Source organism: Paraburkholderia sp. GAS199 (assembly GCF_050436585.1).
Lineage (GTDB): Bacteria > Pseudomonadota > Gammaproteobacteria > Burkholderiales > Burkholderiaceae > Paraburkholderia.
In genome coordinates this window covers 122,602-143,667 of sequence record NZ_JBNDMM010000012.1, presented here as the reverse complement: position 1 = coordinate 143,667, position 21,066 = coordinate 122,602, and the positions used below count along the sequence as shown (strand labels likewise).

The window sequence follows — 21,066 nt, the reverse complement described above, 5'->3', positions numbered from 1 at the left end:
CGCTGTCCGCACAGCGTCCAAAAGCAACGATAAGTTTTTTACAGAGGAGCAGAAATGAAAAAGGTATTGGCAACCTCCGCCCTTGGGTTGGTCGCCCTCGGCGCACACGCTCAAAGCAGCGTGACGTTGTACGGGATCGTCGACACGGGTATCGGTTATCAAAGCAGCCAGGCGGCGCTGGGTTCGAACTCGGGTGGTCGCTCGGCCGTGAAGATGGTCAACGGCATCTGGGCCGGCAGCCGTTTCGGCCTGAAGGGCAGCGAAGATCTGGGTGGCGGCACCAAGGCAATCTTCCAGCTGGAAGAAGGCTTTAACAGCGCAAACGGCGCGCAATCCGTCACGGGTCTGGCATTCAACCGCCAGGCGTACGTGGGCGTGTCGAACGCGACGTTCGGTTCGCTGACCGCGGGGCGCCAATACACGTCGTACTACACGATGCTCGCACCGTACAGCCCGACCAACTGGCTGACCGGCGCATACGGCGCACACCCGGGCGATATCGATTCGCTGGATACGCTGTACCGCGCGAACAACTCGCTGGTGTACACCTCGCCGAGCATGTACGGCGTGACGGTGAGCGGTTCGTACTCGCTCGGCGGCGTGGCAGGCAGCCTCAATGCAGGCTCGACCTACAGCGCGGGCGTGCAGTACATCAACGGTCCGATCGGTCTTGCTGCCGGCTTCCAGCGTATCAACAACTCGACGCCGGGCGGCGGCGCGTGGGGCGCGGATTCCACCACGTCGAACGCGGGCGCGCAGGCCGGCGTCTCGGGTATCAACAACGGCTACCAGACTGCACAGGCGCAGCAACGCGTGGCGGTGACGGGCGGCTACACATTCTCGTCGTCGTGGGACATTTCGTTCTCGTACTCGAACGTGCAGTACATCCCGGGCGTCAACTCGAAGTTCCGCAACGAAGCGATCTTCAACACGGGTGGCCTGGTGCTGCACTACAAGCCGGTCACGTCGCTCGATCTGGCTGCCGGCTATAGCTACACGCGTGCAACGGAGTCGAACGGCATCACGAGCTCGGCGAGCTACAACCAGTTCAACCTGTCGCAGTACTACAGCCTCTCGAAGCGTACGGGCCTGTATGCGCTCGAAGCGTATCAGCGCGCGAACGGCAAGACGCTCGGCACGAACGGCAACATCATCAATGCGACGGCCGATATCGGCGACGGCCAGAACGGCGCGCCTTCGTCCTCGCAAAGCCAGGTTGCCGTGGGCGTGGGCATCATTCACCGCTTCTAAGTACTGCGTGAACTAGATACCCGGTGACACGGCGGCATCTTCGGATGCCGCCACCGCGACGCATTTCAGATACGCGTCGCTCAGCAGGACCAACTGCGCGCGCAACGCGCGCAGCATTTTCGGCGGCGCTCTGCCTTCGAGTATCGCGCGAGTCGGCCCGACCATCGCGCTCAACCACATGAACGCCACCATCGGCAGATCGGCGAATTTCGCGTCCTGTGCCGTATCGAGCATCGCGATCGCGGCGGCGCGCAGGCGTTCGGATGCGCACATGACCAGCTTCGTCGTATTCAACTCGGCCGCGATGGCGTAGAGCGCGCGCGACTCTTCCATACGCGCTGTTTTCGCTTCGACGAAAGCGTGGACCAGTGCTTCGATCATGCTGTCGAGTGTGCCGCCGTGCTGCCGCAGACAGGCCGCTTCCACGGTTTCGGCGACGTGGTCGAGATGCCGCTCCAATACCGCCACCAGCAGCGCTTCCTTGTTCGGGTAGTACTGATAGATCGTGCCCACCGACACGCCGGCGCGCTGCGCCACGCGCGTGGTGGTGAGCCGGCGCGGACCGTCGCTGAGCAAAACCTGAAGGGTTGCCTCGAAAACCGTGTCCACCGTCACCACCGAACGGGCCTGACGCGGCGTCTTTCTTGGCTCGCGGCCTGCCGCGCTATCGAGATTCATATGCGAATTCCAAACCTGAAGGATTGTTCATAAACTGGATGCTAACTCATCACACGGAACGGAGCACTCATGGCAGAGCATGACAAACGTATTGCGCTGGTCAGCGGAGCAAACAAGGGCATCGGACTGGAGGTGACGCGAGCTTTGGCGAAAGCGGGGCTGCGCGTGCTGCTGGGCGCGCGCGATGCGGGGCGGGGTGAAGCGGCCGCAGCGCAGGTGCGGGAAGAAGGACTCGACGTGCAGTTCATCGCGCTCGATCTGACCGACACGGCGTCGGTCGCGGCTGCGGCGGCGCGCATCGGCGCGGATCATGAGCGCCTCGACGTGCTGGTGAACAACGCAGGTATCGTGGACCCGGCCGACGGTCCGGTCTCGACGGCCGGCATCGACGCGGTACGCCGCATCATGGAAACGAACTTCTTCGGCACGCTCGCACTCACGCAAGCGCTGCTGCCTTGGCTGCGGCGTTCGAACGACGCGCGCATCGTCAACGTATCGAGCGGACTCGGCTCGCTGACGTGGAATAGCGACCCCGATTGGGAATTCGCACAGGTCAAGCTACTCGGCTACAACGCGTCGAAAGCCGCGCTGAACATGCTGACCGTTCACCTGGCTTACGAATTGCGCGAGACGTCGATCAAGGTGAATGCCGCCAATCCCGGTTTCACCGCAACCGACCTGAACGGCCATCGCGGCACCCAGACCATCGAGCAGGGCGCCGCCGAGGCGATCCGTCTCGCGCTTTTGCCGGCCGACGGTCCGAGCGGCGGATTTTTCAGCGCGGAGGGTGTCAATCCGTGGTGAAACAGCCGGGGTGAAAGGCCGGGGTGAAAGGCGACCGCGATTCACGCGTCGGCTGACGGGCGCACACGCTTACGCGTCGCTATCCGTCCACAAACGGCCACCCGTCGCCCAGTTTTCACGCTTGACGTCGGCCAGAATGATATCGACGGAATTCGCTTCGACGCCGAGCGTTTCGCAGGTCGCGCGCGTGATGGCTTCGACGAACGCGCGTTTCTGTTCCAGCGAGCGGCCTTCGAAGAGTTCGATACGAAAAGTGGGCATGGCAGGTCTCCGTGATAGATCGGGTTGACTTGGGGTTGAGCGTAGGGCAAAAACAGAAGCGCGTTGGACGCACGGCGCGCACATTCACTCGCGATAACTGCGGTCGATCCGGTCGAGCTTACGCAGAAGCGCGGGCCATTCCAGCGCGCCTTCGATCGCGCCGCCGTCGTATAACTGTTCGGCGGTGCGCGCGGCGACGGCGTCTGCGGGAACGACGAGTTCGGCGCCGCACGCCTGCGCCTGCAACTGGATTTCGCACGCCTTGATGAGCGTGGCCATCAGCACATACGCTTCGGCCACGGTGCGTCCCGCCGTCAGCGTGCCGTGATTGCGCAGCAGCATCGCGGGTTTGTCCGCGAGATGCGCGACGAGGCGCTCGCCCTCGGCGGGCGTAAAGGCGAGACCCTCGTAGTCGTGATACGCGAGGTGGCCGTAAAAGCGCAGTGCGTGCTGCGACGCCGGCAGCAGTCCCGCCGGCTGCGCGGACACAGCCACACCCGCCGTATTGTGCAGATGCATGACGCAGAAAGCGTCGTCGCGCGCGGCATGCACGGCGGCGTGCAACGCAAAGCCCGTCGCATTCACGGGATGCTCGCTCGCGCCGACAATCTGTCCGTGGATGTCGATCTTCACGAGGTTCGACGCATGCACTTCGTCGAACGCGAGGCCGAACGGATTGATCAGGAAATGGCCGGGCTCGCCGGGCACGCTGGCGGAGATGTGCGTGTAGATCAGATCGTCCCAGCCGTTGAGCGCGGCGAGGCGATAAGCCGCCGCCAGATCGACGCGGGTGCGCTGCTCTGCATCGGACAACGGTCCGGTTGCGGCAACGTGTCCGGCGGGCGTGTGAGTGAACGACATGACCGTCTCCTGTTGTGCGGCCGCGCGGTGCGTCGGCGCGACTGGCGTGTTCTAGGTGGCGCGGCGGCCGGCTGCTCGCTGAACGCCCGACTTGCCGCGCTTTTCCGCCGCGCGTTTCGCGAACCACTGCATGCACCACTGCACGCTCCATGTGGCGAGCACGAATGGTGCGGTCATGGCGGGCAGGCCGCAGGACGTCGCCGCGGCTTGCAGCGCGACGCTCAGCGCGACGCCGCCCAGCGTGATGCCGATGCCGCAGTCGGAGAGTGCGATTGCGGTGAGCGCGCCGTTGAATCCTAACAGGCCGGCGCCCAACGAACTCATCGGCGCGCCGAGCAGAACGTGGGCGGCGCTCGCGAGTGCCGCGCCGAGCAGGGCGAACAACGCGTGTCGCCGGGACGCCGCCGCGATGCCCGTCAGCACCAGAAGTCCCGGCAAGGCGCCGGACGCGAAGCCGATCTGCGCGAAACCGGCCAGCCAGCCGCCGCCTACCTGCGCCGCAGTCGAAACATGATCCGGCGCGACGACTGGCGCGATCAGCGACGCGGGCGACGCGGGCTTCATCAGCGCCAGCCAGATCCACGTCACGATCAGGCAAGGGCTCGAGAATACGCCGAGCCCGCGCGCCTGCAGGCCGCGCGCCCACGGCTGCTGGAGCCACGCCGTGCCGGTTGCCGCGAGAATGGCGACGGCCGTCGCCGTGGCGTTGTCGGCGACGAAACTGAAGGCGGCGAGCCCCGCCAGCGCACCGTTGAAGCCGTGCAGACCGGCGCGGGTGTCCGCTTCATCGCAGCCTGCCAGCACGGCGCTCACGTTGGCGGCGACCGCGCCCACCAGCGCCGCGCACGCGAGGCGCGGATCGAACAGCAGCCATGCCGCGATGAGACATGCGCCCGTGAACGCGTTGCCTTGCAGAACGATCTGTCCGAGGCTGCGCAACAGTGTGCACAGCAGCGTGTCCAGCGAGGTGGGCAAAGCGAAGGTCCGCGAGGCGGCGGAGCCTGCTTCGGTTGCGTTGACGTACATGTCCAGGCGTAATTCCAGGCGTAATGTGAGTTCGGTTCCGGCCAACCGGGCAATAGCGGATTAATGGCCAGTCCAATCCCAGCCGTCAGGCGCGAGCATAGGCGCAAGTCATGGCCTCCGGCATGACAGGGCGTTGATAGTGGCTATTTGCAACGGTGTGGCACGGCGAACGGGTGTCTGAACCGCAGCGGATTTCGCGCTAGGATGAGTGTCCGGCGCGCGCCGTGCGCCAATTGCAGATTGCCAGGGAGACAGTCCTATGCGCGAACTACGATGGGTTTCGGAAGAGGGCGAGGGCATCGAACATCTGGCGTTCGACGCGCGCAGCGATGGCTTCAGCGCCGAAAGCGTGGTGGTCGGGCAGCGTTACGGTCAGGCGTACGGGCTGCATTACGAGGTGCGCTGCGACCCGCAGTGGCGCACCACGTATGCATGGCTGAAGATCGTCGGCGGCGCCGAAGTGGAACTTCACGGCGACGGCGACGGCCATTGGCACGACGGCCACGGCGTCGCGCTGAGCAGCATCGAAGGCTGCATCGATATCGACATCGCCGCCACGCCGTTCACCAATACCTTGCCGATCCGCCGCTTGCAACTCGCGGAAGGCGAGCGCAAACCGATTGCCGTGGCGTATATCTCCACGCCCGATCTGCAGGTGACACGCGTCGAGCAGGCTTATACGTGTCTCGCGCTGAACGACGAGTATCGCTACGAAGGAATTTTTCGGGAATTCACGGCCGATCTGCAGATCGACCTCGACGGCCTCGTGCTCGACTATCCGACGCTGTTCAGGCGCCTGCCGAGCGCGAACTGACGCCGTGTTCGCCCGCGTCCGCTTGCTCGACCGGATGTTGCTCGACGAAGCGTTCGACCAGTTCCGCGATCCGTTCGGGTTCGCGCAACACGACCCAGTGGCCCGCATCGATCTCGACGCGGCGATACGCGCCGAGCCAGGTGTCGAGTCCGAGCGAAAGCTCCGGTCCGACATAGCGGTCGCGCAGCGGCACGATGAACTGCACGGGCGCATGCGCATGCCGCGCGCGCGGGCGCAGCAGCTTGTCGACGAAATTCGCGCGGTAAAGGTTTAATCCGTTGAGCGCATTGCGTAACTGCGACGGGTCTCGCGAAGATTGCACGCGTTCGGTCAGCCGCAGCCACAGCGGCCACATGCGGGCGCCGCCGGCACGCCAGACCAGTTCCGGCAACCACGGCAAGTGGAAGAAGAAAATGTACCAGGACTTCAGCGTTTGCCGCACGCTGCTGCCGAACGGCCGGCGGCGTTTCAAGGTGTGCGGCGAGGGCGTTTCATCTGTCCGCGAAGCCGATTTGCCGCGCAGATCCAGCGACGCATGATCGAGGCACGGCCCGGAAATCGACGTATACGACGCGATGCGTCCGCGAAGGGCGGGTTCGGTGACGGCTTCCCAGCACTGGATCGAGCCCCAGTCGTGGCCGACCAGATGGAAGGGTCGTGTGCCGCAGGTTGCCTGCGCCACGGCCGCGAGATCGGCGGCGAGACGTTCCAGCCGGTACGCGCTGCGCGTGGCCGGCGCCCCGGAAGCGCCCGCGCCGCGCACGTCGTAGCCGATCACGCGATAGCGGGTGTCGAGTTGCGCGCGCAGCGGTTCCCACACTGTCGCCGAATCCGGATAGCCGTGCACCAGCACGATCGGCGGAGCGTCGCGCGGACCGCTCACGTAGACCGCGAGTCGCACGTCGCCGGCGTCGACCGACAGCGTGTCGCGTATCACGCGGCCGCCTGTGCGTTGCGCCGCACGCCGCGGCGGGCGCCCGGTGCGTCGGCATGCGTGGCTTCGACGGCCGCGACGAGCCCGTCGATGCGAGCCAGTTGCGCGCGATTGTCGTAGTCCCACGGATGGAAGCCGGGCCGGAAAAAGCCCAGCCATTCGCCGGCGATGCGCGGAAACACGCCATGACGCGGGCCGTAGAGATACTTCACCACGCGCCACATGCCGCGAATGTGGCCGCCGCGTTTGCGGTCGGCGATCATCAGCCGCACGTGGTAATCGAACACGATCAGCCAGAACGTGAGCGTGGTGGCGAGCATGGTGCCGGTGCGCAGCAGATAACGGCCGAGGCCGGGCTTGAGCACCGTGTTCCAGACGTCGTAGGACACCGATTTATGTTCGGTCTCCTCGAGCGCGTGCCAGGTCCACATCTGCGTATAACCTTCTACCGAGCCGCCGATACGCGTGGCGTCTTCCAGCAGCAGACCGGCGAGCATCGCGGTGTAATGTTCGAGGCAGACAGTGACCGCGAGCTGGTACGAATGCGGCAGGATCTTGCGGCCGAAGTTGAGAATGGCCCACAGCCGCTTGTCGAGCTTGTGCGCGGGCAAGCCGGCTTCCTGCAGCAGATCGTTGTATTCGACGTGTTCACGCGTATGCATGGCCTCCTGACCGATGAAGCCGAGCACCTGCTTCTTCAGTTCGGGGTCGTCGATCTGGTCGCGGTAGTTGCGCACGCTGTCCATGAAAAAACGCTCGCCCGCTGGGAATAGCAGCGAAAGCGCATTGAAGAAGTGTGTCACATGCGAGCCTTGCACGTGCCAATCGCAGGCACGTTCCTTCGGCAAATTGAAACGCAGGTCGCGGCGAACCGGCATCATGGCCTTTCTCCTGATGATCCTCGATGGTCTGTCGATCCGAATGACGGACGGTGTGGCATGGTCGATCGACGGGCCGTGTCAGGCGCGCCGTCCGTCCATCTGTGCATGACGGCGCGCGCGTTTCTGCGCAATGCGCTTCATGCGGCGCGTCTGCATCACCACCAGCGCCTGATAGGCGGCCGGCAGGGTGCGCGCGAGCCAGTCGGCGGCACGCGCGTCGCGGCCGATCAGCACGCGCCGTTTGTTTCTGCGCACGCCGTCGAGAATCACGCGCGCGGCTTCGTCGGCGGTGGTGATGAAGAATTTTTCGAAATCGTCCTTACCTTGCTGTTCGTTTTCCACCATGAAGCCGACCATGTTCTGCGCGATACGGCTCGACTGCGCGATGCTCGTGCGGATGCCGCCCGGATGCACGCAGGTTGCCGAGACGCCGCATTTCATCAGGTCGAGTTCCTGGCGCAGCGCTTCGGTGAATCCGCGTACCGCGAATTTGGTGGCGTTGTAGCCGCTCATGCCCGGCTGCGCGAACAGGCCGAATACGCTCGACGTATTCACCACGTGTCCCGCGCCGGAGGCCTTCAGATAGGGCAGAAACGCTTTCGTGCCATGCACCACGCCCCAGAAATTGATGCCGACGATCCACTCCAGATCGGCGTAATCCATGCCTTCGATCGTGCTCGACAGCGCAACGCCCGCATTGTTGAAGACGAGGTTCACGCGCTGATGCTGCTCGGCCGTGTCGGCGGCCCACTCGAACATCGCCGCGCGATCCGAGACGTCGAGCACGCGCGTGGTGATGCGCAGCGGTGCGCCGACGATCTGCGGCGCGGCGGCTTGCGCCAGCTTCGCGGTGTCGGCGAGACTCGCCGCATTGCGGTCGGCGAGCGCGAGATGGCAGCCTTCGCGAGCCAGCTGGATCGCGAGCGAGCGGCCCATGCCCGAGCCTGCGCCGGTGATCGCGGCCACTCTGTCGGTAAAGTTTTTCATTGGCGTGTCTCCTGTCCTCTCTGAACGGTGCCTGTTATTTGAATCACGTCGCTTCGGCGGAAGTCGGCGTCGCGTTGCCGTGCGTATGCACGGGTTGCGCCGGTATGTCCGCGTGAGCGTTTTCGGGTTGCTTCGACGGCGCGTATGCCAAATAGTCGCCCATGCTGAAGCTGCTCGTCGCCTGACGGAATTTGTAGGCGAATCCCGGCCACAGCGTGGTGTTCTTGCCGGTCTTCGGATCGAGATACCAGCTCTTGCAGCCGCCCGTCGACCAGATCGCGCGGCCGAGTTTCTGCTGGATCTGCTCGTTGTAGGCGCGCTCCACCTGCGGGCGCACTTCGATCGCCTCGGCCCGCTCCGCGCGCATCGTCTTCAGGGCGCGCAGGATGTAGGTCACTTGCGACTCGATCATGAACACCATCGAGTTATGGCCGAGGCCGGTGTTCGGGCCGACGATCATGAAAAAGTTCGGATAGCCAGGCAATGTCGTACCGAGGTACGCATGTGCGCCGTCGCGCCATGTATCGACGATGTCCACGCCACCGCGCCCGAGCACCACGCCGCGCGGAAACGGATCGGCCACCTGAAAACCGGTGCCGAAGATCAGCGTGTCGGCCGGATGACGTACGCCGTCGCTCGTGACCACGGCGTCCGCTTCGATGCGTGCGATGCCGGTCGTCGTGACCGAGACGTTTTCGCGCGACACGGCGGGGAAATAGTCGTTCGAGATCAGGATGCGCTTGCAGCCCATCGTGTAATCGGGCGTGAGCGTGGCGCGCAGTTGCGGGTCGCGCACCTGACGGCGCAGATGCCGTTCGGCCACCTTCTGCGCGGTTTTCATCAGCGAGGGATGGATGGCGAAGCCGAACGCCCGCGATTCGAGCATGCAGTAGAGCGCCGAGCGCATGATCTTCTGCGTGAACGGCAGGTGTTTGAAGAGCCATTGTTCGAGCGGCTTAACCGGGCGATCGGCCTTGGGCATGATCCACGGCGGCGTGCGCTGGAACAGGTTCAGATGCGCGACGCGCGGCGCGATTTGCGGCACGAACTGGATCGCGCTGGCGCCCGTGCCGATCACGGCGACGCGCTTGCCTTCGAGCGGATACGTGTGGTCCCAGTGCTGCGAGTGAAATGCCTTGCCGCGAAAATTTTCGATGCCCGGAATCTCCGGCATCGCGGCGCGCGAGAGGCCGCCCATGCCGGAGATGAGCACGCGCGCCGACCACCGCTGACCATTCGCGAAGGTCAGATTCCAGCGATGCTGCGCGTCGTCGTACACGGCCGTGGCGAGTTCGTGGCCGAAGCGCAGATGGCGCTGAATGCCGAATCGCTGCGTGCAGTCTTCCAGATAGGCGCGAATTTCCGGCTGACGCGCGAACATGCGGGTCCAGCGCGGGTTCGGCGCGAACGAAAACGAGTAGACGTGCGATTGCACGTCGCAGGCGCAACCGGGGTAGTGGTTGTCGCGCCAGGTGCCGCCCACGGAGTCGGCTTTTTCGGCGACGATGAAATCCGTCATGCCGGCCTTGCGCAGCTGGATCGCCATGCCGAGTCCGGCGAAGCCGGAGCCGATGATGGCGATGTCGGTGACGATCGGCGACGCGTCGGGCGCGGCGGCGTCGTGGGGCATCATGCGAGCGTTCATCCGTGCCGTCTCCTTGTTATTCACTCTTAACTGTTACATTGGTTGATGTAACAATAGTGGCTGGCAGGAGATGGCGCAAGCGGACGGTTAGACGCCCAACTCTAGTACGACCCTTGATTTTTCATGATGCGAAATTCTGGCGAAAACGCCGGCAGCATGAAAAACGGACCCGAAGGTCCGTTCCTGATCAGCTTGCCGTCACGGCGGCAGCGTGGCGCCGCTTATTTGGCCGCTCACTTGGCGGGCCGTGTCTTTCTGGCCGCGCCCGTCTCGCCGCTAGTGCCGTCTGGCGCGTGGCCGAGTTTCTTTTCCATGATCGCCGCGACCCGGTCGCCGAGGTAGTCGCCCGAGGCTTCCTCCAGCGCGCGGTTCATCTCGCTCTCGACCAGCACCATCGCCAGCGGCCGCACGCGCCAGATCGCCTCGACCAGCGCGGGCACGTCGGCGGGCGGCGGCAGCGCGTCGGCGTCGTAGCGGTCGAGTTGACGGACCACCAGATCGACCAGCGCCTTCGCCACGGCATTGAAATGCGGACGCGCGACGCCCACAGCGTCGAGCAGATCGCCGAGCGGAATGCCTTCCTGCGCCATCGTCGCGCCGGCGGCCAGCGCCGTGGGGTTGCCCGATACGAACGAGAGACCGTGACGCTCCAGCAGGCCCAGATCGACCGCCTTGCCGAGCGCGCTCGGGGTGGCCTTGTCGCCGAACATCTGCAGCAATTCGAGCAGCGAGTATTTTTTCGGCCGCTCGCGCGACCAGCGTCCGCCGATCGCGGACTCGAGTCCGAGGATCGAGCGCAGGTCGTGACCTTCGTCGACGGCCTTGATCAGATCCTGGATGTTCGCGAGCGTGTAGCCGCGCGTCAGCAGGTGATTGATCAGTTTCAGACGCGAGACGTGCGTGTCGTCGTACACGCCGACGCGGCCGCGTTTCTCCGGCGGCGCGAGCAGGCCGCGATCCTGATAGGCGCGCACGTTGCGCACCGTGGTATCGGTGACGCGCGCGAGTTCGTCGACGGTGTATTCGTTGCGCGGATCGTGGCCAGGCGCCTCGGTGGGCGCGGCGGGCGAAGTGGGAGGCGGCGTATTGGGCATGGACGGGATTTTAACGCGCCCGTCCGGGGTTTTAACCGCGCGTTTGCGCGACGTCGTGCGGCGCGCACGAATCGCCCGCGCCCAGGCGGCGCTGCATCAGCGTGGTGTCGAGCCAGCGTCCGTGTTTGTAGCCGACGGCTTTCAGCGTGCCGGTGAGTTCAAAGCCGAGTTGGGTATGCAGCGAGAGCGAACCGCCGCTGCCGCCGTCGGCGATCACGGCCACCATCTGACGCCACGGTCCGCTCTCGCATCGCTCGATCAGCGCTTGCAGCAGCACGCGACCCAGGCCGCGTCCGCGATACGCATCGCCCACGTAAATCGAATCTTCGATGGTGTTGCGATACGCGGCGCGCGGCCGGTAAGGCGTGGCATAACAATAGCCGGCCACCTCGCCGTCGATCTCGGCGACCATGTACGGCAAGCCGTGGCTGCGCACCGACGCGAGCCGCGTGCGCAGATCGTCGACGGAAGGCGGCGTTTCTTCGAACGAGGCCACGCCGGTCAGCACGTGATGCGCGTAGATCGCCTGGATGGCAGGCAGATCGGCTTCGACGGCGTCGCGAACAAGCGGTGCGGACGTTGCGCCTTCTGCTTGCGCGGACGCGGGAGTGGGGCGGGCGATGCTCATACGGTTCCTGTCGAGGGCAAGGCGAATCTGCGAATGCCTTCAACTATGCCCGCCGCGCGGACGAATTTGAAGGGGGTCAAAATTCGCCGCGCCGCGCCGTGATGACTTGTGATGCGACGGAACGGGCCGGCATGCCGGCTCAGTTATGCGAGTACGTGTCCGGCTGCGTCACGTGGGCGCGATGACGGCGACGATGTTTCGTGTGATTCGCGTGCGCGGGCGGATTGGCCGGCGCTTGCGCCGCCGGATGCGCGTTGCCGGCCGGCAGTTTGCTGTCGCCTTCGCCGAAATGAAAGGTCTGCGCGGTTTGCGCGAAGACGCTGGCGGACAGGGTCAGGGCGGCGGCCGCGAGGCAGATCGAAAACTTCATGAAACACTCCTTGTGAACGAGCCGCCGATGCTGCCGCGAGCGGGACGTTCTGGCAAGGTCGATTGCAATGCGTTACATCAGGCGCAGCGGACCGCTCGCGCTGTTGTCGATCACCGGCAACGCGCGCGAACCCGGCAACTCGTAATGCCACCATTCGCTTTTGATATGCGTGAAGCCCGCGCCGTGCATCACGCCGAGCAGCAGCATGCGGTTGCGCTGAACCGGCAGCGGCAGGCCGGCGTGAAAATGTTCTGATTCGATGGTCATGGCGTCGAAGCCGGTGCCCATATCGAGCTCTTGGCCGTCGGCGTCGAGCAGCGTGAGGTCGAGCGCGGTGCCGCGGCTATGGTTCGAGCCGCGCGCGAGGTCCGCCACGTAAGTCGGGTCGGGCAGGAAGTCCCACAAGGCCTGTTGTGCTTGCGGCGGCCGGTAGGCGTCGAAAATCCGCAGGCGCATGCCGATCTGACCGGCGAGTTCGACCGCGCGGCGCAATGCGGCTTCCGCCGGTTCGAGCAGCAGGCAATGCGCCTGGCGATAGATCGGCTTGCCGGTGAGATTGCGATCGGTTGCGTAGACAAGGTCGATGTCTACGTTGTGCGAGGCAGAGGTGATTTCGATGAGTCGATGATCGGTCATGGGCAGTGTGACGTTATTGGGGTGTCAGCGTTCGAACTGGTCGAACTCGTTCTGCAGTTCGCGATTGCGGGCCACGCGTTCGTCGATCGCCGGGCCGAGCCGCTCGACCACGGCCGAGATCAGCAGATTGAACAGGCAGGTGAGCGGTGCGAGCGAATCCCAGAACTGGCCGACATCGGTCTTGACCTGCAGCAGGTCGCCGTCGAAGTCGCGGGCCCACGGGCAGTAGATATCCGTGACGAGCGCGAACGGCAGGCCGCGCCGCGAAGCCTCTTCGCAATAGCGGCGCGCGACCGTGGAGTAGGCGCGCGTGTCGGTGACGATCAGATACGGCGACGCGAACTCCGAGTTCAGCGAATCGACATACGAGCCCGACATGCCGTCGGAGTAGAACACGCGCGGACGGATGTATTCGAGGTAGCTATAGAACGCGTTGCTGATGCCGCGGGTGGACTGGATGCCGAGAATATAGACGGCGTCGGCCGTGGAAATGCGTTCGGCCACGCGCGCGAACATCGGTGACTGCGCGAGTTGGTAGACGTGCTGGATCGCGCCGATTTCCAGCTCTAGCGAATGGGCGAGCGCGGGAGCCGCGGCCGTGTCCGGCGTCTCGGCCGACGCGGTGTCGTGCGCGTGATCCGCGGTGCGGCGGAATGCGTCGAGCCGGTCGGTAATCAGCCAGGGACGTTCCTGTGTGCCGCGCAGTTCGCGCTTGAGGTCGTCGAGATTTTGATAGCCGATGCTGCGCAGAAAGCGGCCGACGGAAATGCCGCTGGTGCCCGCCTGCTGCGCGATCTGGTCGGCGTTTTCGAGACCGAGACGATCGAGGTTCGCCAGCATGTAACTGGCGACGCGTTTCGACGTGGGCGTGAGTTCGGCAAAGCGGGCTTCGACGGTTTGAGCAAAGGCGGTCGGCATCGTAGTCGCGGTGCGGGTGGTGGCAATGTCTGCATGATGATGACATATCTGCCGGGCACCGCGTGCTGGGCACCGCTCGATTGCCCACGCCGTCTTATCGCGTCGCGCGCCGCTTCAAACCGTGCGGCGTGCCGGCGCGCTGCGCGAGAAGCGGCGCGCACCGGCCACGCAGGCCACGACGATCACCGTGACCAGAATCATCGCGGGCGGCACCTGTTCGTGCAGCAACAAACCCGCCAGCAGCAGTCCGAAGAACGGTTGCAGCAACTGCAACTGACCGACGCCGGCAATGCCGCCGAGTGCCAGTCCGCGATACCAGAACACGAAGCCGATCAGCATGCTGAACAGCGACACGTAGGCGAGACCCCACAACGCCGCGTGACTCACGCCGTCGAACGAAGCCGGGCGCGACCACAGGGCGAGCGGCAGCATGACCGGCAGCGACAGCACCAGCGCCCACGAGATCACCTGCCAGCCGCCGAGATGCCGCGAGAGCCGCGCGCCTTCCGCGTAGCCGAGGCCGCAGACGACGATTGCCGCGAGCATCAGCGCGTCGCCGAGCGGCGAGGCGTCGAGACCGTGCCGCAACGCGAACGCCACCACGGCGCCGCTGCCGAGCGCGGAGAACAGCCAGAACGCGCGCTGCGGCCGCTCGCCGCCGCGCAACACGCCGAAAATCGCGGTGGAAAGCGGCAGCAGGCCGATGAACACCACGGCATGCGCGGAACTCACGTGCCGCAGGGCGAGCGCGGTGAGCAGCGGAAAGCCGACCACCACGCCGAGCGCAACGACGACGAGCGGCAGCAGATCGCGCCGCGCCGGACGCGCTTGCCGGAAAGCGAGCAGCAGCGCCAGTCCGAGCGTGCCGGCAATCGTGGCGCGCGCCACTGTCAGGAAGACCGGGTCGAGACCCTGCACCGCGATGCGCGTGGCCGGCAAGGAGCCGCTGAAGATGAGTACGCCGATCAGGCCGCTGAGCCAGCCGTTCGTGGTCTTGTCCATCGAAAGAATCCGTGCATGAGAGAACCTTGCAAGCATCCTCCGAAATCGCAAAAAGGTTAAGCTACGGATCAGTACAATTCGTACAAACTGTACTTAACATGGAGCAGTACAGATGGCGGAAGCGGATAACCGGGCGCAGGCGTCGAACACGCGGGTCGGTACGGTGATGGACAGCCTGCGCGAACGGATCGCGAGCCGCGCGCTGGTGCCGGGGGCGCGCGTGCCGTCCATCCGGGCGATGACGGGCGCGCTCGGCGTATCGAAATCGACCGTGGTGGAAGCCTACGACCGGCTGGTCGCGGAGGGCGCGATCGTGGCGCGGCGCGGGTCGGGGTTTTTCGTCTCGGGACACGCACCGCCGCTCGCGCTCGCCGATCTCGGCCCGAGGCTCGATCGCGAGGTGGATCCGTTGTGGCTCACGCGGCAGTCGCTCGAAGCGGGCGCCAAGGTCTACAAGCCGGGCTGCGGCTGGATGCCGTCGGCGTGGCTGCCGGAAGATGGCGTGCGTCGCGCGTTGCGCGCCGTGGCGCGCGATCCGCAGGCGCCGCTGGTCGATTACGCGAATCCGTCCGGGTTGCCGGCCTTGCGTCAGCAGCTTGCATGGCGGCTCGCGCAGCACGGCGTGGAGGCGCCGCCCGAGCAGATCGTGCTCACCGACGGCGGCACGCATGCGCTCGATCTGGTGTGCCGTTTTCTGCTCGAACCGGGCGACACCGTCCTGATCGACGATCCGTGCTACTTCAATTTTCAGGCTTTGTTGCGCGCGCATCGGGCGAAGATCGTCGGGGTGCCGTACACGCCGAACGGTCCCGATCTCGCGGCGTTCGAACGGGCGCTGAAGGAGCATCGTCCGCGTCTTTACGTGACCAATTCCGCGATCCACAACCCCACCGGCGCGACGCTCGCACCCGCCGTCGCGCACCGGTTGCTGAAGCTGGCGGGCGAGCACGATCTGCTGATCGTCGAAGACGATATCTTCGCCGACCTCGAAGACGATCCCGCGCCACGTCTCGCCGCTTTCGACGGACTCGCACGGGTGGTGTCGATCGGCAGTTTTTCGAAGACGCTGTCCGCATCCGTGCGCTGCGGCTATATCGCTGCGCGGGCGGAATGGATCGAGCCGCTGATCGACCTGAAACTCGCGACCACCTTCGGCAACGGCCAGCTCGCGGCGAGCGTCGTGCATCGTCTGCTGGTGGACGGCACGTACCGGCGGCACGTCGAGTCGATGCGCGCCAAACTCGCCGACGCGATGGGCGAGACGATCCGGCGGCTGGGCTACGCGGGGCTCGAAGTCTGGACGCGTCCGCGCTGCGGGATCTTCGTGTGGGCGCGTTTGCCCGATGGACTCGACGCCGCCGACATCGCGCGCCACGCGCTCAACGATCATGTCGTGTTCGCGCCGGGCAACGTGTTCAGCGCCTCGCAGAGCGCGACGGGCTATCTGCGCTTCAACGTCTCGCAGTGCAATCGTCCGAAGGTCTACGAAGCATTACAAAGGGCAATGGACGTCTCCGCGGCACGGGTCGGATAGCGCCCGTGCCGCGTGTTCGACCTTATTTGCAGAGCAGGAGCAGGCGTTCCTGGTCCGTGCAGGAAGAGCGGGGTTTCTGCACCGCCTGCGTGGCCGCGGCCGCGCTCATGGCCGCGCTCTTGTTGGCGAGGCACGCACGCAAATGTTTCTCCACCGGGCTGTAGTATTTCCAGCCGCGCACGAGCGTCGGCAGTTCGAGCTTCACCTGTTTCCACTTCGGATGGCCGTGTTCCTGCAGGTTGTCGAAGTTCGCGCACAGCGAGTCGGCGAAATGATTCAGATTGCCGACGGTGTCGCGCAAACCGTAATCGTAGGTGACGAGAAAGGCTTTCACCGTCAGTGTCGGGACGTCTTCTTTCAGCCAGTTCGGGTAGCTGCTCGCGCGGATCGTCGCGGGAAAGTAGGTCTGTTTGGCGCGCGCGGTTTCGGGCGCGGCGGGGTCGGCTCTCAGTAGCCGGATCTGTTGCAGCAGATCGGGATTCATGTCGTTAAAGAGTTTGGCGGGCTGTCCGACCACGATGATCGCCACGTCCACTTTTTTCACGATCAGCGCGGCGAGGGCGTCCTCGTTGCTCAGATGCTGGATGTTCTGATCGGGAATGTTCTGGCCGAACATCAGGTGATAGAGCGTAGTGGCCGACTGCGCGGTGCCGCTGCCGAGCAGGCCGACGCTGATAGTTTTGTCCTTGATGTCGGCAAGCGTTTTCATCGGCGAGTCGGCGCGCACCACGACGTTGATCTCCTCGTCGTAGAGCGGCATGATGAGCCGCAGCGGGCGGATTGCGGTGCCGGCGTCCGCGTTACCCGCGTTGGCCATGTCGATGTACGCCTGGTAGACGTCGGACTGCACCAGCGCGAGCTTGACGCCCGACTCGAAGCGCATGCGCTGCACGTTCTCAGCCGATCCCTTCGACGCCATCACTTCGAGGTCGATGCCCACGGGCGCTGCGACCCACTTCGACAGATCCTGTCCAATCTGGATGTACGTGCCGCGTTCCGGCCCGGTGACGATCTTGTAGTGCGCGGCCTCGGCCATGGCGAACGACGACATGACCATCAGCACCAGTCCCAGCCATCCCGCCAGAAGTCTCTTCAGCATGGTCGATCTACCTATCGTGCAGAGTTGAACAGCCTCTCGCGACGGGGCGCACGCAAGCGCATCGGCGAGTGGGGTTGCGATCTCATGTTCAGCGCGTGCTGCGTGCGATGTCCGTGTGCTGGCGCTCAGTTGGCGCCCGATTGACGGTCAATCAGTGCGCAGTTACGCGCATGGGCATTCAGACAAACGATTCGGTATCCATATGATTATTTTCCCGGGCTTGTCGATGTCGATGTCGCTGTCGTTGTTGCTGCGGCCATCGCTGCGGGCGCGGACGCGGACGGTTTTGCGCCCGCGCCGGCGGCGGACGAGCGCGACCAGCCGGAATCCCGGATCGCGCGCTCACGCGCTTCGGCTGCGTTGACGTCGGCAGCAGCCGGGCCGCTGCGCGACGCGGTTGCCGGCGCGTTGTTGTTCGGCGAGGGCGCCTGCTGCGTGAGTGGCGCGGTTTGCGGCGTCGTGGCCGTCGCGCCGTGCAGATTGAGCGGCGCCCAACCCGTCTCGCGTATCACGCGTTCGAGGATGGTTTTTGCCGTCGTATTGCCGGTGTCGATGGTGAGCGCCTCGTTGGCGTGCTGACGCGCGCACGGCCAGGACTGTTGCGCGACGCACGTCTGCGCAGCCTGCAAGGCGGCGTCACGGCGCGCGGCAAGCGGCTTGATGTCGTTGAGCAAAGACTGCGCATCGGCGTTGCCGGGTTGCAAAGTCTGCGCTGCGCCGAGCGCGGCCTGCGCGGTGGAAATGTCGTTGGTGCGAATGGCCTGGCGCGCTGTCTGCATGGCCTGCGCGGCGTCGCGAAACTGCGGCGCCGGCGGAGCTACTGGCGTGACGGGAAGTACGGGCGTGGGTGCTGGCTTTGCCGGCGTCAGTGCCAGCGCGGGCGGTGTCGCCAGCGCAAACGGCGCGCTCGGTGCCGGCGTCGGCACCTTCACGGAATTACCCGAATTGCCGGATTTCGGCGGCGCGACGTTTGCCGTGGCATTCGCGTTAGGCGTGCCGCGAGCCGCCGTGTTTTGTCCGGCCGATTGCGTGGATTGCGTGGGGGTGAATGGCGCGATCGTGCCCGTCGTGGTGCGGGCGTCCTGCGTCGCCGTGTTGCCCGACTCCGCGTCATTACTCTGGTCGTCGCGGTTACCGGTGAATAGCTGATATCCGACAAACGCCAGCACGATGGCGACAGCGATCACGATGCCGAGCATCAGCTTCATCAGGGACGCGCTGCTCAAACCGATCCAGCGCGAGGCGCGTTCGTCCGAAGAAAGCGCGATGTCGGGCGAGGCGAGCACCGGTGGCGGCAACTCGGGCATCACGCGCGGCACATTGCTCGACGCTGTAGCGTTTGCAGTCGTGCTTGCGGCTGTGCTCGTCGCCGCGCTTGCTACCGCGCCCTTCGAAGCAGGTGCGAGCGATGACGCTGCGCTCGACGTCGGCAGCGGCGGCGGTTCGAGATTGCTGTGGGGCAGCGTTCTGCCGGTCGCGCTCGCGCGGCTGCCGGGAATCACGGCGCGTTTATGCGAGCCCATATCGAGCGGATGAACCGCGCCGCAATACGGGCAGTAGTCGACTTCTCTATACAGCGCTCCGCCGCAGCGTTTGCAGGGCGTCGGAAACGTTTGGCCGAGTAATGTCTGGGTGGACATGCTGTGGACCCACCTGTGGGAAACGATGCCGGTACGGCATGCTCCGGATCGTGTTGAAGCAGGAGCGATGTCCGCGGAAATCACGATCCACATGCGCTGGAGAGCGTAGGGCCGCGCGCTTTCGCGTGCGGGTTGGTACACGCAATATGTGGCGTTTCGTTGTCAACGTCAATCGACGTTGATACCTAGCCTGTGTGTGTTAGCGCACATTTCCAGGCATGACGAAACACTGGATACGTGGGCAGAACGAATCGCTGGCCGGCTTTTTGCACGCGATGATTCCGCATTCCGCGTATATCGCGCTGCAAATGAAAGAGGCCGTAGCGCTATGCGCACGGCCTCGTCTTTAAGTACTTGCAGGAAGTGCTGCAGTGTCTAGTGCTTGCGCAGCGGGTGATCCTTCAGGAGCCACGCGAGAACGAACGCGAGCACCACCACGCAGGCGGCCGACAGATACACCGTATGCAGCGCGCCGGCGAATGCCTGCAGATAGTCGTTGCGCAAAGCGTCGGGCAACTGATGGATTGCCGCGGGTCCGAGCGCGTGCGGCAATTCGGTGTTGGCCGGGATCAGCTTTTCGAGCCGCGACGCGAGGCCGTTCGAAAACACCGCGCCGAACGCAGCCACGCCGATCGAACCGCCGATCGAGCGAAACAGTGTCGCGCCCGATGTCGCCACGCCCATGTGCCTGAATTCGACCGTGTTCTGCACGGCGAGAATCAGCACCTGCATCACCATGCCGAGGCCGCAGCCGAGAATGCCCATGTACAGATACATCGTATGAATCGGCGTATCGATCTGCAGACGCGCCAGCAACACCATGGCAATCGCGACAAGCAGCGTGCCCGCGATCGGGAACATGCGGTACTTGCCGATTTTGCTGATGACACGACCGGTCACCATCGACATCACGAACAGGCCGCCCATCATCGGCAGCATCTGCATGCCGGCTTCGGTCGGGGTCGAGCCTTTCACTACCTGCAGATAAAGCGGCAGGAACGTCACACAGCCGAACAGCGAGACGCCGATGATGAAGCCGATCAGACTGCTCAGCAAAAACGTACGATGTTTGAAGAGTTCGAGCGGCATGATCGGCTCGACCGCGCTTCGCTCTTCGTGAATGAAACCCCAGATTGCGGTGAGGCCCATGCCGAGCGTGAACCACAGTTGCGGCGAGGTCCACGGCAGGATCGTGCCGCCCTGACTCGTAAACAGGATGATGCAGGTCAGTGCGCCGGCAAGGAACAGCGCGCCCATGTAGTCGATGGTGTGCTTGACATGCCGCACGTGCGGTTTGAAGACCGCGCCGATGACCGCGAGCGAAATGATGCCGAGCGGCAGGTTGATATAGAAAATCCAGCGCCATGACAGATGCTCGACAAGAAAGCCGCCGAGCAGCGGTCCGACGACCGTGGCGAGACCGAACACGCCGCCGAACACGCCCTGATAGCGGCCGCGCTCGGCGGGCGGGATGACGTCGGCGATCGCCGCCATCGTCACCACCAGCAGGCCGCCGCCGCCGAGACCCTGCAGCGCGCGCAGCACGATCAACTGCGTCATGTTCTGCGCGACGCCGCACAAGGCGGAACCGACGAGAAACACGACGATTGCGGTTTGCAGCACGATCTTGCGGCCGAACAGGTCGCCGAATTTGCCGTACAGCGGCACCACGATGGTGGAACTCAGCAGGTAGGCGGTCACGACCCACGACAGATTGTTCAGCCCGCCCAGATCGCCGACGATGGTGGGCAGGGCGGTGGAAACGATCGTCTGGTCGAGCGCCGCCAGCAGCATGACCAGCAGCAGCGCCGGAAACAGCAGGCGGATCGGCGGATGGTCGGCCGATTGCGCAGCGGACGGCGCGGCAGACTGCGCGTCGGCAGGCGGACCGCTTTGCACCAGCGCCGGAGGATGCGTTGCTGAAGATGAGGACATGACGTTTGTCTTGAAATTAATTAACGTGGAGATTAATATAGGCGACATCGCTCCAATCGTCAAACTGA

22 protein-coding genes are annotated in these 21,066 nt (G+C 64.7%); 5 read left to right on the top strand and 17 right to left on the bottom strand.

Translation table 11 applies throughout. The features are described 5' to 3' along the window. The first annotated feature begins 54 nt into the window (after positions 1-54). Complete coding sequence (locus P3T18_RS34050) at positions 55-1,251, top strand: porin (RefSeq protein ID WP_429304376.1); 1,197 nt, start codon at positions 55-57, stop codon at positions 1,249-1,251. Between the two features lie 12 nt (positions 1,252-1,263). Here the strand turns inward: P3T18_RS34050 and P3T18_RS34045 are convergent, their stop codons facing one another. Continuing rightward, positions 1,264-1,929, bottom strand: coding sequence for a TetR/AcrR family transcriptional regulator (locus tag P3T18_RS34045; protein WP_429304375.1), 666 nt, complete (start codon positions 1,927-1,929; stop codon positions 1,264-1,266). Positions 1,930-1,998: 69 nt separating this feature from the next. On the opposite strand from P3T18_RS34045, the gene P3T18_RS34040 reads away from it, so the two are divergent. Continuing rightward, on the top strand, positions 1,999-2,733 hold the full coding sequence (locus tag P3T18_RS34040) for an SDR family oxidoreductase (RefSeq protein WP_429304374.1): 735 nt from the start codon (positions 1,999-2,001) through the stop codon (positions 2,731-2,733). 69 nt (positions 2,734-2,802) lie between these two features. Here the strand turns inward: P3T18_RS34040 and P3T18_RS34035 are convergent, their stop codons facing one another. The 3 genes from P3T18_RS34035 to P3T18_RS34025 form a co-directional block, all read right to left on the bottom strand. Further along, positions 2,803-2,994 (bottom strand): 4-oxalocrotonate tautomerase, encoded by a 192-nt coding sequence (locus P3T18_RS34035; RefSeq protein WP_429304373.1) that lies wholly within the window; start codon positions 2,992-2,994, stop codon positions 2,803-2,805. An 84-nt stretch (positions 2,995-3,078) separates the two neighbouring features. Beyond that, positions 3,079-3,855, bottom strand: coding sequence for a class II aldolase/adducin family protein (locus P3T18_RS34030; RefSeq protein WP_429304372.1), 777 nt, complete (start codon positions 3,853-3,855; stop codon positions 3,079-3,081). A 51-nt stretch (positions 3,856-3,906) separates the two neighbouring features. After that, on the bottom strand, positions 3,907-4,881 hold the full coding sequence (locus P3T18_RS34025) for an urea transporter (protein ID WP_429304371.1): 975 nt from the start codon (positions 4,879-4,881) through the stop codon (positions 3,907-3,909). A 259-nt stretch (positions 4,882-5,140) separates the two neighbouring features. Between P3T18_RS34025 and P3T18_RS34020 the strand changes: the two genes are divergently transcribed. Beyond that, positions 5,141-5,695, top strand: a complete 555-nt coding sequence (locus tag P3T18_RS34020) for a putative glycolipid-binding domain-containing protein (RefSeq protein ID WP_429304370.1) — start codon at positions 5,141-5,143, stop codon at positions 5,693-5,695. On the opposite strand, the gene P3T18_RS34015 is transcribed toward P3T18_RS34020, so the two are convergent. From P3T18_RS34015 to P3T18_RS33970, 10 genes are all read right to left on the bottom strand, one after another. Then, positions 5,670-6,632, bottom strand: a complete 963-nt coding sequence (locus P3T18_RS34015; protein ID WP_429304369.1) for an alpha/beta fold hydrolase — start codon at positions 6,630-6,632, stop codon at positions 5,670-5,672. The genes P3T18_RS34020 and P3T18_RS34015 overlap by 26 nt on opposite strands. Next, complete coding sequence (locus P3T18_RS34010; protein ID WP_429304368.1) at positions 6,629-7,510, bottom strand: metal-dependent hydrolase; 882 nt, start codon at positions 7,508-7,510, stop codon at positions 6,629-6,631. The genes P3T18_RS34015 and P3T18_RS34010 overlap by 4 nt, the downstream gene beginning before the upstream one ends. 78 nt (positions 7,511-7,588) lie before the next feature. After that, positions 7,589-8,497: an SDR family NAD(P)-dependent oxidoreductase gene (locus P3T18_RS34005; protein WP_429304367.1), complete on the bottom strand. Its 909-nt coding sequence runs from the start codon at positions 8,495-8,497 to the stop codon at positions 7,589-7,591. A 43-nt stretch (positions 8,498-8,540) separates the two neighbouring features. After that, a complete protein-coding gene (locus P3T18_RS34000) occupies positions 8,541-10,142 on the bottom strand; it encodes a flavin-containing monooxygenase (protein WP_429304366.1) in 1,602 nt (533 codons plus the stop codon). A 233-nt stretch (positions 10,143-10,375) separates the two neighbouring features. Further along, a complete protein-coding gene (locus P3T18_RS33995) occupies positions 10,376-11,236 on the bottom strand; it encodes a MerR family transcriptional regulator (protein WP_429304365.1) in 861 nt (286 codons plus the stop codon). Positions 11,237-11,267: 31 nt separating this feature from the next. Next, positions 11,268-11,864, bottom strand: a complete 597-nt coding sequence (locus P3T18_RS33990; RefSeq protein WP_429304364.1) for an N-acetyltransferase family protein — start codon at positions 11,862-11,864, stop codon at positions 11,268-11,270. A gap of 139 nt (positions 11,865-12,003) precedes the next feature. Continuing rightward, positions 12,004-12,234, bottom strand: a complete 231-nt coding sequence (locus P3T18_RS33985) for a hypothetical protein (protein WP_429304363.1) — start codon at positions 12,232-12,234, stop codon at positions 12,004-12,006. 72 nt (positions 12,235-12,306) lie between these two features. Then, on the bottom strand, positions 12,307-12,870 hold the full coding sequence (gene ddpX, locus P3T18_RS33980) for a D-alanyl-D-alanine dipeptidase (RefSeq protein WP_429304362.1): 564 nt from the start codon (positions 12,868-12,870) through the stop codon (positions 12,307-12,309). 24 nt (positions 12,871-12,894) lie between these two features. Then, entirely contained in the window at positions 12,895-13,788 is an 894-nt protein-coding gene (gene sapR, locus P3T18_RS33975) for a sap1 transcriptional regulator SapR (RefSeq protein ID WP_429304361.1), read from the bottom strand. 114 nt (positions 13,789-13,902) lie between these two features. Continuing rightward, positions 13,903-14,790, bottom strand: coding sequence for a DMT family transporter (locus tag P3T18_RS33970; protein ID WP_429304360.1), 888 nt, complete (start codon positions 14,788-14,790; stop codon positions 13,903-13,905). Between the two features lie 112 nt (positions 14,791-14,902). On the opposite strand from P3T18_RS33970, the gene P3T18_RS33965 reads away from it, so the two are divergent. Further along, complete coding sequence (locus tag P3T18_RS33965) at positions 14,903-16,324, top strand: PLP-dependent aminotransferase family protein (protein ID WP_429304359.1); 1,422 nt, start codon at positions 14,903-14,905, stop codon at positions 16,322-16,324. Between the two features lie 22 nt (positions 16,325-16,346). Here P3T18_RS33965 and P3T18_RS33960 read toward each other — a convergent pair whose 3' ends face one another. Beyond that, positions 16,347-17,423 (bottom strand): TAXI family TRAP transporter solute-binding subunit, encoded by a 1,077-nt coding sequence (locus P3T18_RS33960; RefSeq protein ID WP_429304358.1) that lies wholly within the window; start codon positions 17,421-17,423, stop codon positions 16,347-16,349. Between the two features lie 206 nt (positions 17,424-17,629). Continuing rightward, on the bottom strand, positions 17,630-18,631 hold the full coding sequence (locus tag P3T18_RS33955) for a hypothetical protein (RefSeq protein WP_429304357.1): 1,002 nt from the start codon (positions 18,629-18,631) through the stop codon (positions 17,630-17,632). On the opposite strand from P3T18_RS33955, the gene P3T18_RS33950 reads away from it, so the two are divergent. Continuing rightward, the gene (locus P3T18_RS33950; protein ID WP_429304356.1) at positions 18,612-18,959 is read left to right on the top strand and encodes a hypothetical protein; all 348 of its coding nucleotides are present in this window, start codon (positions 18,612-18,614) and stop codon (positions 18,957-18,959) included. The two genes, P3T18_RS33955 and P3T18_RS33950, sit on opposite strands and share 20 nt — an antisense overlap. Before the next feature lie 479 nt (positions 18,960-19,438). Here P3T18_RS33950 and P3T18_RS33945 read toward each other — a convergent pair whose 3' ends face one another. Continuing rightward, complete coding sequence (locus P3T18_RS33945; protein ID WP_429304355.1) at positions 19,439-20,998, bottom strand: MDR family MFS transporter; 1,560 nt, start codon at positions 20,996-20,998, stop codon at positions 19,439-19,441. Positions 20,999-21,066 lie beyond the last annotated feature (68 nt).

Excerpts from the sequence above, each read along its gene's own strand:
- P3T18_RS33960 (WP_429304358.1), bottom strand. The coding sequence starts at position 17,423 with ATGCTGAAGAGACTTCTGGCGGGATGGCTGGGACTGGTGCTGATGGTC.
- P3T18_RS34000 (WP_429304366.1), bottom strand. The coding sequence starts at position 10,142 with ATGAACGCTCGCATGATGCCCCACGACGCCGCCGCGCCCGACGCGTCG.
- P3T18_RS34045 (WP_429304375.1), bottom strand. The coding sequence starts at position 1,929 with ATGAATCTCGATAGCGCGGCAGGCCGCGAGCCAAGAAAGACGCCGCGT.
- P3T18_RS34010 (WP_429304368.1), bottom strand. The coding sequence starts at position 7,510 with ATGATGCCGGTTCGCCGCGACCTGCGTTTCAATTTGCCGAAGGAACGT.
- P3T18_RS33955 (WP_429304357.1), bottom strand. The coding sequence starts at position 18,631 with ATGAAGCTGATGCTCGGCATCGTGATCGCTGTCGCCATCGTGCTGGCG.
- P3T18_RS34020 (WP_429304370.1), top strand. The coding sequence starts at position 5,141 with ATGCGCGAACTACGATGGGTTTCGGAAGAGGGCGAGGGCATCGAACAT.
- ddpX (WP_429304362.1), bottom strand. The coding sequence starts at position 12,870 with ATGACCGATCATCGACTCATCGAAATCACCTCTGCCTCGCACAACGTA.
- P3T18_RS33945 (WP_429304355.1), bottom strand. The coding sequence starts at position 20,998 with ATGTCCTCATCTTCAGCAACGCATCCTCCGGCGCTGGTGCAAAGCGGT.
- P3T18_RS34005 (WP_429304367.1), bottom strand. The coding sequence starts at position 8,497 with ATGAAAAACTTTACCGACAGAGTGGCCGCGATCACCGGCGCAGGCTCG.
- P3T18_RS33950 (WP_429304356.1), top strand. The coding sequence starts at position 18,612 with ATGCCGAGCATCAGCTTCATCAGGGACGCGCTGCTCAAACCGATCCAG.
- P3T18_RS33970 (WP_429304360.1), bottom strand. The coding sequence starts at position 14,790 with ATGGACAAGACCACGAACGGCTGGCTCAGCGGCCTGATCGGCGTACTC.
- P3T18_RS33990 (WP_429304364.1), bottom strand. The coding sequence starts at position 11,864 with ATGAGCATCGCCCGCCCCACTCCCGCGTCCGCGCAAGCAGAAGGCGCA.
- P3T18_RS33965 (WP_429304359.1), top strand. The coding sequence starts at position 14,903 with ATGGCGGAAGCGGATAACCGGGCGCAGGCGTCGAACACGCGGGTCGGT.
- P3T18_RS34030 (WP_429304372.1), bottom strand. The coding sequence starts at position 3,855 with ATGTCGTTCACTCACACGCCCGCCGGACACGTTGCCGCAACCGGACCG.
- sapR (WP_429304361.1), bottom strand. The coding sequence starts at position 13,788 with ATGCCGACCGCCTTTGCTCAAACCGTCGAAGCCCGCTTTGCCGAACTC.
- P3T18_RS34040 (WP_429304374.1), top strand. The coding sequence starts at position 1,999 with ATGGCAGAGCATGACAAACGTATTGCGCTGGTCAGCGGAGCAAACAAG.
- P3T18_RS34035 (WP_429304373.1), bottom strand. The coding sequence starts at position 2,994 with ATGCCCACTTTTCGTATCGAACTCTTCGAAGGCCGCTCGCTGGAACAG.
- P3T18_RS33995 (WP_429304365.1), bottom strand. The coding sequence starts at position 11,236 with ATGCCCAATACGCCGCCTCCCACTTCGCCCGCCGCGCCCACCGAGGCG.
- P3T18_RS34025 (WP_429304371.1), bottom strand. The coding sequence starts at position 4,881 with ATGTACGTCAACGCAACCGAAGCAGGCTCCGCCGCCTCGCGGACCTTC.
- P3T18_RS33985 (WP_429304363.1), bottom strand. The coding sequence starts at position 12,234 with ATGAAGTTTTCGATCTGCCTCGCGGCCGCCGCCCTGACCCTGTCCGCC.
- P3T18_RS34050 (WP_429304376.1), top strand. The coding sequence starts at position 55 with ATGAAAAAGGTATTGGCAACCTCCGCCCTTGGGTTGGTCGCCCTCGGC.